Annotated in this window: 17 protein-coding genes; 10 read left to right on the top strand and 7 right to left on the bottom strand. The window is 64.0% G+C overall.

Annotated elements, in window-relative coordinates; all coding sequences use genetic code 11:
• Positions 1 to 26: 26 nt before the first annotated feature.
• Positions 27 to 959, bottom strand: coding sequence for an alpha/beta fold hydrolase (locus LB572_RS04070; protein ID WP_224666814.1), 933 nt, complete (start codon positions 957 to 959; stop codon positions 27 to 29).
• Between the two features lie 28 nt (positions 960 to 987).
• Between LB572_RS04070 and LB572_RS04065 the strand changes: the two genes are divergently transcribed.
• Positions 988 to 1,224: a hypothetical protein gene (locus LB572_RS04065; protein ID WP_224666813.1), complete on the top strand. Its 237-nt coding sequence runs from the start codon at positions 988 to 990 to the stop codon at positions 1,222 to 1,224.
• 43 nt (positions 1,225 to 1,267) lie between these two features.
• Entirely contained in the window at positions 1,268 to 2,272 is a 1,005-nt protein-coding gene (locus tag LB572_RS04060; RefSeq protein ID WP_224666812.1) for a ribonuclease T2 family protein, read from the top strand.
• A 47-nt stretch (positions 2,273 to 2,319) separates the two neighbouring features.
• On the opposite strand, the gene LB572_RS04055 is transcribed toward LB572_RS04060, so the two are convergent.
• Positions 2,320 to 3,597, bottom strand: coding sequence for a sensor domain-containing diguanylate cyclase (locus LB572_RS04055; protein ID WP_224666811.1), 1,278 nt, complete (start codon positions 3,595 to 3,597; stop codon positions 2,320 to 2,322).
• 266 nt (positions 3,598 to 3,863) lie between these two features.
• Between LB572_RS04055 and ettA the strand changes: the two genes are divergently transcribed.
• The 4 genes from ettA (at position 3,864) to LB572_RS04035 (ending at position 8,215) form a co-directional block, all read left to right on the top strand.
• Positions 3,864 to 5,546 carry an energy-dependent translational throttle protein EttA gene (ettA, locus tag LB572_RS04050; RefSeq protein WP_224666810.1) on the top strand — a complete coding sequence of 561 codons (1,683 nt, stop codon included), beginning with the start codon at positions 3,864 to 3,866 and terminating at the stop codon, positions 5,544 to 5,546.
• 62 nt (positions 5,547 to 5,608) lie between these two features.
• Complete coding sequence (gene tam / locus LB572_RS04045; RefSeq protein ID WP_224666809.1) at positions 5,609 to 6,376, top strand: trans-aconitate 2-methyltransferase; 768 nt, start codon at positions 5,609 to 5,611, stop codon at positions 6,374 to 6,376.
• Positions 6,377 to 6,641: 265 nt separating this feature from the next.
• Entirely contained in the window at positions 6,642 to 6,977 is a 336-nt protein-coding gene (locus tag LB572_RS04040; RefSeq protein WP_224666808.1) for a hypothetical protein, read from the top strand.
• Between the two features lie 116 nt (positions 6,978 to 7,093).
• Positions 7,094 to 8,215, top strand: coding sequence for a beta-ketoacyl-ACP synthase III (locus LB572_RS04035; RefSeq protein ID WP_224666807.1), 1,122 nt, complete (start codon positions 7,094 to 7,096; stop codon positions 8,213 to 8,215).
• 8 nt (positions 8,216 to 8,223) lie between these two features.
• Here the strand turns inward: LB572_RS04035 and LB572_RS04030 are convergent, their stop codons facing one another.
• A complete protein-coding gene (locus LB572_RS04030; protein WP_224666806.1) occupies positions 8,224 to 8,790 on the bottom strand; it encodes a methyltransferase family protein in 567 nt (188 codons plus the stop codon).
• Positions 8,791 to 8,882: 92 nt separating this feature from the next.
• Entirely contained in the window at positions 8,883 to 9,302 is a 420-nt protein-coding gene (locus tag LB572_RS04025) for a tautomerase family protein (RefSeq protein WP_224666805.1), read from the bottom strand.
• A gap of 174 nt (positions 9,303 to 9,476) precedes the next feature.
• Between LB572_RS04025 and LB572_RS04020 the strand changes: the two genes are divergently transcribed.
• Both LB572_RS04020 and LB572_RS04015 read left to right on the top strand, forming a co-directional pair.
• Entirely contained in the window at positions 9,477 to 10,073 is a 597-nt protein-coding gene (locus LB572_RS04020; protein WP_263497809.1) for a TetR/AcrR family transcriptional regulator, read from the top strand.
• A complete protein-coding gene (locus LB572_RS04015; RefSeq protein WP_224666804.1) occupies positions 10,048 to 10,665 on the top strand; it encodes an MOSC domain-containing protein in 618 nt (205 codons plus the stop codon). The genes LB572_RS04020 and LB572_RS04015 overlap by 26 nt, the downstream gene beginning before the upstream one ends.
• Before the next feature lie 42 nt (positions 10,666 to 10,707).
• Here LB572_RS04015 and LB572_RS04010 read toward each other — a convergent pair whose 3' ends face one another.
• From LB572_RS04010 to tsaA, 3 genes are all read right to left on the bottom strand, one after another.
• Positions 10,708 to 11,547: an SDR family oxidoreductase gene (locus tag LB572_RS04010; protein WP_224666803.1), complete on the bottom strand. Its 840-nt coding sequence runs from the start codon at positions 11,545 to 11,547 to the stop codon at positions 10,708 to 10,710.
• A gap of 312 nt (positions 11,548 to 11,859) precedes the next feature.
• Positions 11,860 to 12,174, bottom strand: coding sequence for a DUF2293 domain-containing protein (locus tag LB572_RS04005; protein WP_140810118.1), 315 nt, complete (start codon positions 12,172 to 12,174; stop codon positions 11,860 to 11,862).
• Positions 12,171 to 12,677 carry a tRNA (N6-threonylcarbamoyladenosine(37)-N6)-methyltransferase TrmO gene (tsaA, locus tag LB572_RS04000; RefSeq protein ID WP_181179929.1) on the bottom strand — a complete coding sequence of 169 codons (507 nt, stop codon included), beginning with the start codon at positions 12,675 to 12,677 and terminating at the stop codon, positions 12,171 to 12,173. Before tsaA ends, LB572_RS04005 begins: the two co-directional genes overlap by 4 nt.
• Positions 12,678 to 12,817: 140 nt before the next feature.
• On the opposite strand from tsaA, the gene LB572_RS03995 reads away from it, so the two are divergent.
• On the top strand, positions 12,818 to 13,825 hold the full coding sequence (locus LB572_RS03995; RefSeq protein WP_140810100.1) for an ArsR/SmtB family transcription factor: 1,008 nt from the start codon (positions 12,818 to 12,820) through the stop codon (positions 13,823 to 13,825).
• Positions 13,825 to 14,742 carry a methylenetetrahydrofolate reductase [NAD(P)H] gene (metF, locus tag LB572_RS03990; RefSeq protein ID WP_224666802.1) on the top strand — a complete coding sequence of 306 codons (918 nt, stop codon included), beginning with the start codon at positions 13,825 to 13,827 and terminating at the stop codon, positions 14,740 to 14,742. The genes LB572_RS03995 and metF overlap by 1 nt, the downstream gene beginning before the upstream one ends.
• The last annotated feature ends 288 nt before the right edge of the window (positions 14,743 to 15,030 follow it).

Here is a 15,030-nt window from a genome sequence, read left to right as displayed (position 1 = left end):
CACGACCCATGCGATAGGCCACCGCGTCAGGATTTCAGCACGCTGTCCACCCAGACGGCGAAATCGTTCATGACGGCGTCGCGGTTGATCTCGTTCAGGCTTTCATGGCGGGTTTCCGGATAAACCTTTGAAACCAGATTCGAAAAGCCCATCGCCCGCATGCGCTTTGCCAGGTGATCGACGGCCTTGCCGTAGTCCGACGCGGGATCCTTCTCGCCGCCGACAAGGTTGACGAAGAGATCGCGTCGGACGCCGGCAAAGCTCTGGTCCTTGCCGCCGTGAAGCGCCATGTCGATCACGTCGCGCCACATCGAGACCGAAGCATCCCAGCCGCAGAGCGGGTCGGCGACATATTTGTCGACCTCGACCGGGTCGCGCGACAGCCAGTCGAACAAGGTCCGGTGATTGGGCACAGCCTTGCCCCAGGCCTGGAAGGTAAGCTTGGGCAGGAGGCGAGACGGCACGTCCGAGCCCAGCCGCATCCGCTCCCAGCCCAGGATGAGCAGCGCCAACTGGCCGAGCAGACCTTGCGAGAAATTGCCGTTCCAGATCGCAGCGGCATGGACGCGTTCGGAATGGCGCAGGACAAAGTTCAGCGTGACCGAAGCGCCGAGCGAATGTCCAAAAGCAATCACCGGCAGTCCCGGATGCTCGGCCGCGATCAGGTCGTGAATGGCGTCGACATCGGCGATCACCTTGGCGATGCCGTCGACAGCCGCAAACTTGCCGAGCGGCGCGTCGGCCGCCTTCGTCGCGCCGTGACCGCGATGGTCGTGGGCATAGACGTGGAAACCGCGCCCGCTCAGGAAATCGGCAAAGCGGGCATAGCGCGCCGCGTGCTCGGCCAGGCCGTGGTTGATCTGGACCACGGCGCGCGGATTACCGGCGGCTTGTTTCACATAGAGGTTGAGCTCGGCCCCGGTCGGTGAGGCCAGGCTGGTCTTTCTGTCGAATGGCATGTCTCGCTCTAAATCTAAGAGATAGAGCATGATGGCGTCCGAAAACCGCTTCACACTTTTCGGCATCATGCTCTGGTCGACTGTTGGGCGAGGGCTTTGCCGGCGTCAAGTGGACGAGCGCGCTTGCCGATATGCAACGCCGGCAATCCGTCGTTTCGCGGAAGCGCCCAGGGCAGTTGCGAATACGCCGACGGAAGCGCTGAGCTGGGGATTGTTTTTTCGCGTGGTGAAAAAGATCGCAATTCTGACACGCCGGCTGTTCTAGTGTGACGAATCCAATACGGTTCAATGATCGCCGGGAGAGCGGGATGCGGGTTTGGGCGTTGTGGGGTTCGATGGTGCTGGCCGTGGCCGGTGCCGGCGCGGCGCATGCCGATGTGAAGATGAGTGGCACTTTCGTTGCCGACAGCGCCTGTCCCGCGACGCAGGCCATCAAGAGCGGCAAGAACCCCGGCAACATCTCGACCGAAGCCGGAAAGAGCTACGACCTTCTTGCCGCCAACAAGGACGAGCCGACCCACTACCTTATCCAGGTGCCGGGCGCCGATCCCGAGCGGCGCTGGGTGAAGATCGGCTGCGGCCATGTCAGCGGCGGCAGCGCGGCTACCCCAGCGCCTTCCGGTCAGGCCAAGCCGTCGTCTGCCTCCGGAAAACCCGAATATGTCTTTGCGCTGAGCTGGCAGCCGGCATTCTGCGAGACCAAGGCGAGCAAGCCTGAATGCAAGGCGCAAAGCCCAAGCGAGTTCGATGCCTCGCATTTTACACTGCATGGGCTATGGCCGCAGCCGAACGGCAATTTCTATTGCCAGGTATCGGCGAGCGACAAGGCCAATGACAATCCGACGCATTGGGGAGACCTGCCGCCGGTCGATCTCGACGCCAACACGCGCGCCGAGCTCGACCAGGTGATGCCGGGCACGGCTTCCAAGCTCGAGCGCCACGAATGGATCAAGCACGGCACCTGCTACGGCAAGAGCCAGCAGGAGTATTTCTCCGACGCGCTCAACCTGGTGCGGGCGGTGAACGCGTCCGCGGTGCGCGATCTCTTCAACAAGAACATCGGCAAGCAATTGACCTCGGACCAGATCCGAGGCGCCTTCAACGAAGCCTTCGGCGCCGGCGCGGGCGACCGCGTGCGCGTGTCCTGCCTGGTCGACCCGTCGAGCGGCCGGCGCCTGATCGGCGAATTGACGCTCGGCCTGTCCGGCCCGATCGGACCGGACAGCAAGCTTGCCGATCTCATGATGGCATCGGCGTCGACAGGCAAGGCCGGTTGCCCGAAGGGCACCGTCGACGCGATCGGCTTCCAGTAGGAGGGAGTTCCCTGGCCGGGCGGATATTGGTCAGGCTGGTTCTTGTGTCAGGCTGATCTGGGGGCGGCCTGCAGGATGATCGCCTCGCTGCCGGGTTCGCCGACCACGCGGTCGCGGCCGCTCAGCTTGGCCTTGTAGAGTCGCTGGTCGGCCAGCGCGAAAATGTCGGCGAGGCAACGTGTCGTCTCGCTCACGGTGGAGACGCCGGCGCTCACGGTGATGTTGAAGCGGTTGGTATGCGCCGATGTCTTGGCGGCGTTCCGGATGGTCTCGCCGAGCAGCCTGGCCGGCGCGTGCAACTGCTGTGTCAGCACGGCGAATTCCTCGCCGCCGATGCGGAACACCTGATCGTTGCCGCCGACCGTCTCGGCCAGCAAAGCCGCCATCGATTTCAGCACCTTGTCGCCCTCGGCATGACCGAAGCGGTCGTTGATGGACTTGAAATGGTCGACGTCGACGATGAGCAGGCTGAGCGGCTTGCCGATCCTGATGGCGGCCGAAACAGCGGATTCGCCGTCGGCATCGAAACTGCCGCGATGTAAGAGGCCGGTGAGGCCGTCGCGGCCGACATATTTGATCAGCGCTTCATAGCGCTCGCGATAGGTGAGGGTGTCGAAAATGTCGGAGAGGCCGCGCGGGACGGCGACATCGTTGTCCTCGACCCATTTGAGATAGGCGACGAGCATGCCGCTATAGGCGAGTGCTGCGCCCATCTTGGCGAACCAGCCGCCGAAGAAGACCTCGATCGGCGCGCCGGCGACGAAATGCAGCGCGATGAAGAAGCCGGCCTGATCGAAGGTGAGCACGCAGGCGACCGATGCGAGGATGCGCATGAACGGCCTGGCGCGCAGATAGGCGCCGAGCTTCTCGTAGAGCAGGATGATCAGGATGGCGTCGACGAAGAGCAGCGAGGTGCCCCAGACCATCAGCCAGCCCATCTCGTCGATGAAGGCAATGTCGGGAATCCTGCCGCTCGGAAGCGGGGCGATCGCGTGCAGGCGCAGGACCAGCACCAGGCCGATCATCAGGGCGTTGCCGAGCAGCAGGCCATAGATCGGCTGGCGGACGGTCGCCGCGTCCTCCTTCATGTAGAGCAGAAGCAGCATGACCAGCTTGCCGGAGAACAGCACGGCGGAACCCGGCGACACCAGCCCGAATGGCAGCGCGACATAGAAGACGCTGGCAAGGTAGGTTTCGAGGAAGTGCATGACGCCGAGCGCGCAGACGAACAAGCCAAGGCCGATGCGGCGCCGGAAACGGAAGAGCGTGACCATGGCGCCGAAATACAGAACCGCTTCGGCAAGGAGCAGGACACCGTTCAGCACGTCGTCGATCCGATTTTTCCCCGAAACCACGGCATGGCCGCGATTTCCCAATCTATTAGCGTTTTGCAGGCGAATGGTTAACCACTGATTTCAGGCTGCCGCCGGCGGCGGCGAAAAGCTGTGGGCCGACTTTAGGGGTGCAAACCGGGCGAATGCGCACCGTTTGGCCGTCTCTCGCCGAAAGCGATTGCCGTTCGGCCCTTCATCGCCTACATAGCGCGCAACCCCCATCCACCTTGACACTTCAGTTTCCAGGGAAAGCGCGCGTGGCTCGCCAGTTCATCTATCACATGTCCGGCCTGTCGAAGGCCTACGGCACCAAGAAGGTGCTCGATAACGTTCACCTGTCCTTCTATCCGGACGCCAAGATCGGCATTCTGGGCCCCAACGGCTCGGGCAAGTCGACGATCCTGCGCATCATGGCCGGGCTCGACAAGGAGTTCCAGGGCGAGGCGTGGCTGGCCGAGGGCGCCACCGTCGGCTACCTGGCGCAGGAGCCGCAGCTCGACCCCAACAAGACCGTGATGGAAAACGTCATGGAAGGCGTCGCCCGGAAGACCGCCATCATCGAGCGCTACAACGAATTGATGATGAACTATTCCGACGAGACGGCGGACGAGTCCGGCAAGCTCCAGGACGAGATGGACCGGCTCAACCTTTGGGATCTCGAACAGCAGGTCGAGATGGCGATGGATGCGCTGCAGTGCCCGCCAGGCGATTCCCAAGTGACCAATCTCTCGGGCGGCGAGCGCCGCCGCGTCGCGCTTTGCCAGCTTCTGCTGCGCCAGCCCGACCTGTTGCTGCTCGACGAACCGACCAACCATCTCGATGCCGAGACCACGGCGTGGCTGGAAAAGCACCTGCGCGACTATCTGGGCTCGGTGCTGATCATCACCCACGACCGCTACTTCCTCGACAACGTCACCGGCTGGATCCTGGAGCTCGATCGCGGCCGCGGCATTCCCTATGAGGGCAACTACACCAAATATCTCGACGCCAAGGCCAAGCGCCTGATCCAGGAAGGCCGCGAGGACGACGCCCGCCAGAAGTCGATCTGGCGCGAGCGCGAGTGGATCCAGTCCTCGCCGAAGGCGCGCCAGACCAAGTCGAAGGCGCGTATCAAGGCCTATGAGGAACTGGTCGAGCAGTCGCAAAACCGCAAGCCGACCGACACGCAGATCGTCATCCCGGCGAGCGAGCGCCTTGGCAATGTCGTCATCGAGGTCGAAGGCCTCAACAAGGGCTTTGGCGACGAGCTTTTGATCGAGAACCTGTCGTTCCGTCTGCCGCCGGGCGGCATCGTCGGCGTCATCGGCCCGAACGGCGCCGGCAAGACGACGCTGTTCAAGACCTTCACCGGCCAGGAAAAGCCGGATGCGGGCACGATCCGCATCGGCGAGACGGTCAAGCTCGGCTATGTCGACCAGAGCCGCGATGCGCTCGATGCGAACAAGACGGTGTGGGAAGAGATTTCCGGCGGCGCCGAGGTCATCAAGCTCGGCAAGCACGAGGTCAACAGCCGCGCCTACTGCTCGTCCTTCAACTTCCGCGGCGGCGACCAGCAGCAGAAGGTCGGCAATCTTTCGGGCGGCCAGCGCAACCGCGTGCACCTGGCCAAGATGCTGAAGGGCGGCGGCAATGTGCTGCTGCTCGACGAACCGACCAACGACCTCGACACCGAAACGCTGGCCGCGCTGGAAGATGCGCTCGAAGCCTATGCCGGCTGCGCCGTCATCATCAGCCACGACCGCATGTTCCTCGACCGCATGGCCACCCACATGCTCGCCTTCGAGGGCGACGCGCATGTCGAATGGTTCGAAGGCAATTTCGAGGAATACGAAAAGGACAAGCTGCGCCGCCTCGGCGCCGCGGCGGCCGCCCCGCCCCGCCTGACGCCCCCCCCCCCCCCCCCCCCCCCCCCCCCCCCCCCCCCGCCCCGCACCGCATGACGCACAAGCGGCTGACGCGGTAGCATCAGTCCAAAGGGCGGCGAACAGAGCGAGGTTCTTACATGGCCGACTGGTCCGCCGCCCAGTATCTGAAGTTCGAGGATGAGCGCACGCGCCCCGCGCGTGATCTCGTGGCGCAGGTGCCGGTTGATTTCCCACGCCGCGTCGTCGATATCGGCTGCGGTCCGGGCAACTCGACCGAGCTTCTGGTCGAGCGCTGGCCGGATGCTCTGGTCAGCGGCTTCGACACTTCGCCCGACATGATCGAGAAGGCGAGGGCGCGGCTGCCCAACGTCAATTTCGGGCTGGCGGATGCCGCCGGATGGCAGCCCGAGCATCCCGTCGACGTCATCTTCGCCAATGCCGTCTTCCAGTGGCTGCCTGAGCACCCGGCGGTGTTCCAGCGGCTGATGGGGCTTCTGGCGCCGGGCGGCGCGCTGGCCGTGCAGATGCCCGACAATCTCGGCGAGCCGTCGCATCAGCTGATGCGCGAGACAGCGGCGGAACTGCCGTTTGCGGCCAAGCTCGAAGGTGCGGCGCGCGGGCCGCTGCCGCCGGTGTCCTTCTACTACGATCTTCTGTCACCGCTCGCCGACCGGCTCGATATCTGGCACACGGCCTACAACCATCCGCTTGCCGATGCCGAGGCGATCGTCGAATGGGTCAAGGCGACCGGGCTGAAGCCGTTCCTCGATCCGCTCGACGCGGATGAGAAGAAGGTGTTTCTCGACAGCTACACGGCAAAGATCGCCAAGGCCTACCCGAAGACGGCGAACGGCAAGGTGCTGCTGCGCTTTCCGCGTATCTTCATCGTCGCCAAACGCGCCTAGGGTGTGTTGATGAGGCCGGCCTGCAAATGGCGGTTTCCTGCGCTTCCGGTGCTCACGTACTTCAAGTACGTTCCGCTCCGGTTCTCGGAAGCTACCCAGTTTGGTCGCTTCGCGCCCGTCTTCGACTCCGACTCGGCCTGACCTGAATCTCAACACACCCTTACTCGCCCTGCTGCTTGACCGGTTTGCGCCCTCATGCGCATTTCACCCATCTGGACCACGGTCGGCTATCCCTTGGAGGGGGCCGCAGGGCAGGGGGTGGCAAATGACATTGGGCAAGATCGGGCTCGCAGGCTGCTTGTGCATGGCTGCGGTGGTTTTTCTTTCGACGGCAGCCGAGGCCAAGCCGGCGCGCTGCTTCACCACGGATGACGGCTATTATCCGTGCAACTACAAGGCCCTGGACGGCGAGGGCAGCTTCCGCGTCTCGGCGCCCGGCTATCCCACCATCACGCTCGAGATCGACCAGCCGGGCTTTGCCTTCGGCTATGCCAAGTTAGGCGGACGCAACCGATCGCTGCCCGGGCAATTCGTGCGCAGCCGCGACGACGGCGCCTGCTGGAACAATCCGCAGACCAACACAAAGCTGTGTGCCTGGTGAGCCGCCAGGGCGGAGTTTAAGCTGGTATAAACCGGCCAAATGCGACAAGGGTTGCGCCGGGCCATTTCCGCGCCCACATCAGAGCCCGTTACGGCCGGGCTCGGTACGGATTGGACATGCATCGCGTCATCATCAGCGGCATCGGCGCCGAGATCCCCGAACCCGTCATCACCAATGAAGAGCTGGTCGCAAGCTTCAACAGCTGGGTCGACACCGAGAATGCGCGCCGCGCCGACACCGGCGAGCCGCTTTTGCAGAAATCGGACAGCGACTTCATCGTGCACGCTTCGGGCGTGAGGAGCCGCCATGTCGTCGAGCGTGAGGGCATCCTCGACCCGACCCGCATGTCGCCGCGCATTCCGGCACGGCCGGACGACGCGCTGTCATTGGAGGCGGAGTTCGGCATCGCCTCGGCCAGGAAGGCGCTTGCGCATGCAGGCGTCGATGGGTCCGACGTCGACCTGGTGATCTGCTCGGCCTCGCACCACCAGCGGCCCTATCCGGCCATCGCCATCGAGATGCAGGAGGCGCTTGGAACCAAGGGCGCCGGCTTCGACATGGGGCTTGGCTGCTCTTCGGCGGCGGCGGCGCTGCATGTCGCCGTCAATCTGGTCAGGTCGGGGGCGCACAAGCGCATCCTGGTGTCGACGCCCGAAATCATCACCGGCCACCTCAACTTCCGCGACCGGCAGACGCATTTCATCTTCGGCGATGCTTCGGTCGCCATGGTCGTCGAGGGACTGGCGCAAGGCGAAAAGCGGCCGGGGCGCTTCGAGGTGCTCGACACGCGCACCTGGACACAGATGTCGAACAACATCCGCACCAATCTCGGCTACCACACGCGCACGGCCCAGGACGATCCCTACATGATCAACCTGGAAGGCAATCTCATCAAGCAGGTCGGCAACAAGGTGTTCAAGGAAGTCACCGTCGCCGGCCAGAAATTCATCGTCGAATTCCTGGCCGAGCACGGGCTGACACCGGAAGGCATCCGCCGCTTCTGGCTGCATCAGGCCAACGCGCGCATGAATGCGATGATCCTGAAACTGTCGTTCGGCCACGACGTCGACCATGATCGCGCGCCGATGGTGCTGGAGCGGCTCGGCAACACAGCCGGCGCCGGTGCGATCGTGGCGCTGTCGGAGAACCATGCCGACATGAAGGCCGGCGATTTCGGCCTGATCTGCGCCTTCGGCGCCGGCTATTCGATCGGCGGCGCGTTGCTCAGGATGCTCTAAGCCGGCGGTCAGACCGGCGCGAAGGGCACCAGCATCGGCACGCGCCTGGCGTAGTCGTCATAGGCCGGGCCGAGCTCGCCGCGCAGGAAGCTCTCTTCCAGCCGCGCCTTGACGACGACGCCGACGAGCAGCAGGGCGGCGCCGGCTATGCCCCATACCGTGCCCTTGACCGCCATGGTGGCGAGAACAGACAGCAGCAGTCCGGTGTAGATCGGGTGGCGCACCAGGCGGTAGGGGCCGGTGTCGACGACGCGATGATCGGCCTTGGCGGTGACGTTGGCCGACCACAGGCGGCCGAGATACAGGCGCGCCCACCAGGCGAAGGCGATGCCGACCGCGATCAGGGCAACGCAGATCCAGGCCTCGGTGAGCGTCGGCATCCAGAGCCGCATCCTACCGACATAGCCGTGCGCCGGCACGAACAGCAGCACGGTGCCGGCCAGCCAGAAGACGCGATAGAGCGCCTCCGCCGTTAAAGCCGCGCGCTTTTGCGCGGGATCGGCCCAGAAGGCGGCCAGGAGCCACGATAGGGCCCAGAACAGCCAAAGCGCTGCGACGGCGTGTCCAACCTGCATGATCGAGCCTCTCGTCTGCCACGCGTTTAAGACGGCGCGGCAGACGAAAGAAAGTCGAAGCCGGTAAGAATGTCGTGATCAAGCCGGTGCTGTTACGCGGCGGCCTTTGCCGCGGCGACAAGCGCTTCGCCCGAATATTGCCGGCCGCCTATGCCCCAACCGCCGTCAGGGGCATTGAGGATGTTGATCCAGGTGTTGTTTGGCTTGTGGCCCGGCACGCAATACTCGGCGACGATCCTGGTGGCTGCGGTGATGAAGGTTCCGCGTGCCTCATCAGTCGCCAGGCCGATGTTCGGCAGCTTCAACTCCACCATGACGACGGGCCGGTTGGCGCCCCCGGCATAAATGCGATCAATCGGCAGGATATGAACCGTTCCGCCGACGATTCCGGTGAAGAATGAATTTCCGGTGGCCCCGGAGGCTTCGATGAGAGCGGCGCTAAGGCGAGGCAGGATTTCGCGCTTGCCCGCTTCGGTCAGCACGCCCTCGGGCGCGGTCACGGTGATCGGCATGTTGGTTCTCCTTCGTGCTGCGGGTGGTTCCGCTTGCCATGTTACGTATTGATTGTTACGTTACTTAAAGCAGGTAAGTCAACATGTTTCGTATCGATCACTATGGAAGACCTTGAAAAATCACGTGGAGGCAGGCCGCGCGCGTTCGACCCGGAGGCCGCTCTCGACGCGGCCATGCTGCTTTTCTGGGAGCACGGCTATGAGGCGACCTCGCTTGCCATGCTACGCGAGGCCATGGGCCTGACGCCGCCGCAGATCTACAACGCCTTCACCGACAAGGAGACGCTGTTCCGCCGTGCGCTGGCGCGATACCACGACAGAGAGATATCGTTTGCCCTGGATGCGCTCGGCGCGCCGGTGCGGACCCGAGAGGCGATCCGGCTGCTGCTGTTGGGAGCCGCGCAAGCCTATACAAGGCCGGGCAAGCCCGGCGGCTGCCTGTTTATCAGCGGTGCGCTGGCTACATCGCCGCAGGCGCAAGGCGTTGCCGACGCGCTCAAGGCGTATCGCAAGGCGACCGAAGCCGGCATCGCGGCGCGGCTGGCAAAAGGGTTCGCGGCGGGTGAGCTACCAGCGGGCGTAACGGTTGAGGGATTTGCCAAATACCTGGCGGGGGTCATGAACGGAATGTCGATCCAGGCGCGCGACGGAGCTTCGACCGAAGAGCTGGAGGCGTTGGCTGAAACGGCCCTTGCCGTGTGGCCGTCCGAAATGCAAGGAAGCGCCATCTTGAAGGATGAAGCCGATGCTGGACCTTTTTGCCGGGACTGAATCTGTGGTCGACATCGTGCCGGGCCGTAAGCTGACGGCAAAGGCGGCGGCGCTCTATGCCGCCCCGCACGATCATTTCGAGACGAGGGCGGTCGAGGGACTGCATCTTGGCTTCGACGGCATAGCGGGCGACTTCCATGGCGGAACAACGCGGCGTTCCGGCGGGCGCGAGCCCTGGTACCCGCGCGGCACCGAGATGCGCAACGAGCGGCAATTGTCGCTTGTCGCGGCGGACGAGCTTGCCATCGTTGCCCAACGAATGGGGCTCGACGAGATCAGGCCGGAGTGGATCGGCGCCAACCTCCTGGTCGAAGGCGTGCCGCAGCTTTCGATGCTGCCCGCCGGTTCGCTGATGTTCTTCAAGGGTGGTGTGACGCTCAAGGTCGACGGCCAGAACAAGCCGTGCCGCGTGGCCGGACAGTCGATCGCCGAGCATGTCGGCGCCGTGGATCACAATGCCACCGCGCTGCTCTTTCCAAAAGAGGCGAAGCGGCTGCGCGGCCTTGTCGCCTGGGTCGAGAAGCCGGGCGTCATCAGGGCCGGCGAAGAGATCTCGGTGCGGGTGCCCGAGCAGTGGATTTACCCGGCCTGAGCAAAAGGCCACGCCGCGAGAACGGCGTGGCCCGTCCTAGCTTCAGGCTTTGCGGTTCTTGTTGGCGCCCTGCGCCATCACCGAGACATGGTCCCACTTTTCCCAGGTGGCGATGCGGTTGGCATATTCCTGCCTGATCATCGGCAGGCCGCCATCGCCGAAGAAGACCCTGAACGGCGGCTCGGCCGCATCGACGATCGCCAGCATCGCCGGGCCGGTCGCTTGCGGATCGCCGGCGGCGGAACGGCTGCGTCGCTCGGCCATCGCCGCGCGGATCGGTTCGTAGGCATCCAGCGGCTTGGAGACCTTTGCCGAGGGCCCAGCCCAGTCCGTGGAGAAACCACCCGGCTCGACGAGGGTGACGTGGATGCCGAAGCCGGCAACTTCCAGGCTGAGCGACTGGCTGAAGCCCTCCAGCGCCCATTTCGAGGCGTGGTAAAGGCCCAGCGAGGCGAAGGCGTTGACGCCGCCGATCGACGAGACCTGGATGATGTGGCCGGAGCGTTGCGTCCGCATGATCGGCAGCGCGGCTTGCGTCACCCAAAGCGCGCCGAAGACGTTGGTCTCGATCTGGTCGCGCGCTTCCTGCTCGGTCACTTCCTCGATGGCGCCGAAATGGCCGTAGCCGGCGTTGTTGATGACGACGTCGAGCCGGCCGAAGCGCTTGTGCGCCTCGGCGATCGCGGCGTCGACCGCTTGCTTGTCGGTGACGTCGAGCTCAATGGCGGCGACCTTGTCGCCATATTTCTCGACGAGATCGGCAAGCGTGCCGGCATCGCGCGCGGTTGCCGCGACGCGATCGCCGCGGGCGAGCGCGGCCTCGGCCCAGACGCGGCCAAAGCCTTTCGACGATCCGGTGATGAACCAAACCTTATCAGTCATGATCTGTGATCCTTGCCCTTGGAGCGGTGCAGCGCCTCTCAGGGTCGCCGAGCCGCTCCAAGTCGTTGTTTTTGCGAAATTCCAGGCGGGAAAGCGCTACGCGTTTTCCCTGGAATTGCCCTGGTGACGATGTATTCCGGATATAAGCGGAGGATGCTCCGCTTGCTGCATGTACGGCGCTTTGGTCGTTTTTCCAGAGGCGCCGCCGGAATTATTTGGCGGCAGGGCCGGGAACAGGCAGCGCGCTCGACGAGGCCGGATCGTCATGCCTCCGGGTAAGAGACTTATCAGACGTCTGGTGGGTCGCCGACCTCACTCGTCCTCGTCGTCCTCTTCGAGCAGGCGCGTCGCCCGCCAGCGGGTGAGCACCTCGTTGGTCCGCCCGATGACGAAGAAACGCGCCGAATCCCGGTCATAGCCTTCGGCGAGCAGCTTCTCGTAGTCGGTGTGGACATGGCGGACATGGGCGATGGTTGCCAGCCAAACCGCGATCGTCGGCGGCAAGCTCTTCATATGCACTGAGCCGGCTTCGGCGCGGATCTTTTCCATGTCCGCGTAGGGAGCGAGCGGCAACAGCGCCGTCAGCGCCTTGGCGATTGCGCGGCGCCGTCCGGTGGGGGCGCTCATTTCTCGTCGCGCCCGGCGATCGTCGCTTCGGGGAAGGCGTCGGTCGAGGCGTGGTAGGGCTTGATGTCGATGACCGGCGTGCCGTCGAGCACATCGATGGCGTCGATCCCGATCCGGCCGGCCTCGATGTCGAGCGCGACAAGCTTCGCCACATGCAGGCCGACAGGGTTCGGCCGGGCAGGGGAACGCAACGAGAAAACGCCTTTCGGTTCAGCCGCATGGCGCGGTTTCTGTACAATCAGATTCCGCGGCGCGTGATGGAGCCAGGACAGGATGACGACATGGCTGGCGCGTTCCAGGTTTTGCAACCCGGGGCGATAGGGCTCGTCGATCAGGACCGTCGCGGCTTGCCCGGATTCGCGGGCGGCGCGCATGTTCTTGGGGCAATCCTCGCGACCAACCCATGGCGAGACGATGCGGCCGATAAAGACGACATGGCCGTCCGGCCGCAGTTCCGCCGGATCGGCTGCAAGAAGCGTTTCACCTTCGCGTGTCTCAAACATCCTCTTCATCCTGTCGAAGACCCAACTGCCTGGCGCGGATCACGGCTGCGCCATTTTCTTGTCCGGAAGCGACATAGCGCTTGCCAGGGTTTCAAAATCGACATAAACATATCTTTATATCTTTCAACGAGAACCCGCTCATGCATGTCTCGCTCGACACAATGGTAGATACATTGAAGGCGGCGGCCGAATCCAGCCGGCTGCGTATCCTGGTGCTGTTGTCGCGCGGCGATCTTACTGTCTCCGACCTCACCGAGATCCTCGGGCAGTCGCAGCCACGCGTCTCGCGCCATCTGAAGCTGCTGCTCGATGCCGGGCTGATCGGCCGCTACCAGGAAGGGTCCTGGGCCTTTTTCAGGCTGACCGATACGGATAATTCGCGCGATTTCGTGCAGCGCCTGGTGTCAGGCATAAGCGAGGCCGATCCGCAAGTGGTGCGCGATCTCGAGCGGCTGGCGGCGGTGAAGCGCAAGCGGCAGGACCGGGCGGCCGAATATTTCTCGGAAAACGCCGCGAGCTGGGATCACATCCGCTCGCTGCATGTGCCGGACCGCGCGGTGGAAGCGGCGCTCATCAAGCTCGTCGGCAAGCGGCCATTCCAGTCGATGCTCGACCTCGGCACCGGCACCGGCAGGCTGCTTGAAATCTTCGCGCCGCTTTACCGGCGGGGCGTCGGCATCGACATGTCGCGCGAGATGCTGACGGTGGCGCGCGCCAATCTCGACAAGGCCGGCATCGCCAATGCGCAGGTGCGCCAGGGCGACATTTTCTCGCCGCCGGTCGAGCGCAACGCCTTCGATCTCGTCACCATCCATCAGGTGCTGCACTATCTCGACGATCCGGCCCGCGCCATCGCCGAGGCGGCGAGGCTGCTCAGGCCGTCGGGCCGGCTGATCGTCGTCGACTTCGCGCCGCACGCGCTGGAATTCCTGCGCGACCAGCATGCCCATATGCGGCTCGGCTTCTCTGACCGGCAGATGTCCGACTGGTTCGCTGAGGCGGGGCTCGACCTGGAGGACAGCCAGGAATTCGAGCCGCGCGGCGGCAACGAGGCGGGGCTCACCGTCAAGCTCTGGCTCGGCCGCGACCGTCGCCTTTTGATTGCCGATCCATCCAACGATTCCTTGCCAGTGAGGGAAACAGCCTGATGAACCAGTTCCGCTTTTCCCGCCGCCCCGACATCGGCGACAAGATCCGGGTCTCGTTCGAATTCTTCCCGCCGAAGAACGACGAGATGGAAGCGAGGCTCTGGGACACGGTGACCCGGCTGGAACCGCTCAAACCGAAATTCGTCTCGGTGACTTACGGCGCCGGCGGCTCGACCCGCGAGCGCACGGCACGCACCGTCAAGCGCATCCTCAACGAGACGACGCTGACGCCGGCGGCGCATATGACCTGCGTCGACGCCGCGCGCGATCAGGTCGACACGGTCATCCGCGAATTCGCCGACATGGGCGTCAAGCGCTTCGTCGCACTGCGCGGCGATCCGGCGGCCGGCGTGGGGACCAGCTACCGTCCGCATCCCGACGGCTATGCCAATGGCGCCGAGCTGGTCGGGGCGCTGAAGAGCGTCGGCGATTTCGACATCTCGGTCTCGGCCTATCCGGAAAAGCATCCGGAAAGCCCTGACTTCGCCACCGACATCGACATGCTGAAGCGCAAGGTCGACAATGGCGCGACGCGAGCGATCACTCAGTTCTTCTTCGACAACGATCTTTACGAGCGTTACGTCGAGCGGGCGCGCCGCGCCGGCATCTATATCCCGATCGTGCCGGGCATCCTGCCGGTGCATAATTTCACCCAGGTCGCCAATTTCTCGTCGCGCTGCGGGGCGCTGGTGCCGGCCTGGCTGGCTGAGCGTTTTGAGGGGCTGGAGAACGATCCACAGACGCATGCGCTCGTCGCCTCCGCCGTGGCGGCCGAGCAGGTGCTCGACCTCGTCGAGCGCGGCGTCGGCGACTTCCATTTCTACACGATGAACCGTGCCGACCTCGTCTTTGCCGTCTGCCACATGATCGGTATCCGTTCGCATGAAGCGGAGGCGGCTGGTTCGGCTGCCGCATAAGGCGGGCTGCAATGGAAAAGGCCGAGTGGAACCCGGCCTTTTCGAACTGTCTGGACTACTCTCGGTGCTTTTCTTCCCGGCTTTGGCGGGTCAGGGAAGAACGCCTATGATAAGGGCACCGATGAATGCGAATGCGGCACAAATCATCAAAGCGTTGATCGGCCTCGTCAGTCCCATGTCATAGCCTCCTCTTCAGAGCTATGGCAGGAGTCTAGGGTCATTTGTGCCACAGGCAAGCGGAAAACGTGCTGCAATGCGACATGATTGTGGAATTCGCGACCTGGAATT

The sequence above is a fragment of the Mesorhizobium sp. BH1-1-5 genome (genome assembly GCF_020165615.1).
GTDB lineage: Bacteria > Pseudomonadota > Alphaproteobacteria > Rhizobiales > Rhizobiaceae > Mesorhizobium.
Note: the sequence above shows the minus strand (reverse complement) of the source record. Positions and strands in the feature narration are given on the sequence as shown.

Coding starts and splice junctions, on each gene's coding strand:
- LB572_RS04070 (WP_224666814.1), bottom strand. CDS start 959: ATGCCATTCGACAGAAAGACCAGCCTGGCCTCACCGACCGGGGCCGAG.
- LB572_RS04065 (WP_224666813.1), top strand. CDS start 988: ATGATGGCGTCCGAAAACCGCTTCACACTTTTCGGCATCATGCTCTGG.
- LB572_RS04060 (WP_224666812.1), top strand. CDS start 1,268: ATGCGGGTTTGGGCGTTGTGGGGTTCGATGGTGCTGGCCGTGGCCGGT.
- tam (WP_224666809.1), top strand. CDS start 5,609: ATGGCCGACTGGTCCGCCGCCCAGTATCTGAAGTTCGAGGATGAGCGC.
- LB572_RS04040 (WP_224666808.1), top strand. CDS start 6,642: ATGACATTGGGCAAGATCGGGCTCGCAGGCTGCTTGTGCATGGCTGCG.
- LB572_RS04035 (WP_224666807.1), top strand. CDS start 7,094: ATGCATCGCGTCATCATCAGCGGCATCGGCGCCGAGATCCCCGAACCC.
- LB572_RS04030 (WP_224666806.1), bottom strand. CDS start 8,790: ATGCAGGTTGGACACGCCGTCGCAGCGCTTTGGCTGTTCTGGGCCCTA.
- LB572_RS04025 (WP_224666805.1), bottom strand. CDS start 9,302: ATGCCGATCACCGTGACCGCGCCCGAGGGCGTGCTGACCGAAGCGGGC.
- LB572_RS04020 (WP_263497809.1), top strand. CDS start 9,477: ATGCTGCTTTTCTGGGAGCACGGCTATGAGGCGACCTCGCTTGCCATG.
- LB572_RS04015 (WP_224666804.1), top strand. CDS start 10,048: ATGCTGGACCTTTTTGCCGGGACTGAATCTGTGGTCGACATCGTGCCG.
- LB572_RS04010 (WP_224666803.1), bottom strand. CDS start 11,547: ATGACTGATAAGGTTTGGTTCATCACCGGATCGTCGAAAGGCTTTGGC.
- LB572_RS04005 (WP_140810118.1), bottom strand. CDS start 12,174: ATGAGCGCCCCCACCGGACGGCGCCGCGCAATCGCCAAGGCGCTGACG.
- tsaA (WP_181179929.1), bottom strand. CDS start 12,677: ATGTTTGAGACACGCGAAGGTGAAACGCTTCTTGCAGCCGATCCGGCG.
- LB572_RS03995 (WP_140810100.1), top strand. CDS start 12,818: ATGCATGTCTCGCTCGACACAATGGTAGATACATTGAAGGCGGCGGCC.
- metF (WP_224666802.1), top strand. CDS start 13,825: ATGAACCAGTTCCGCTTTTCCCGCCGCCCCGACATCGGCGACAAGATC.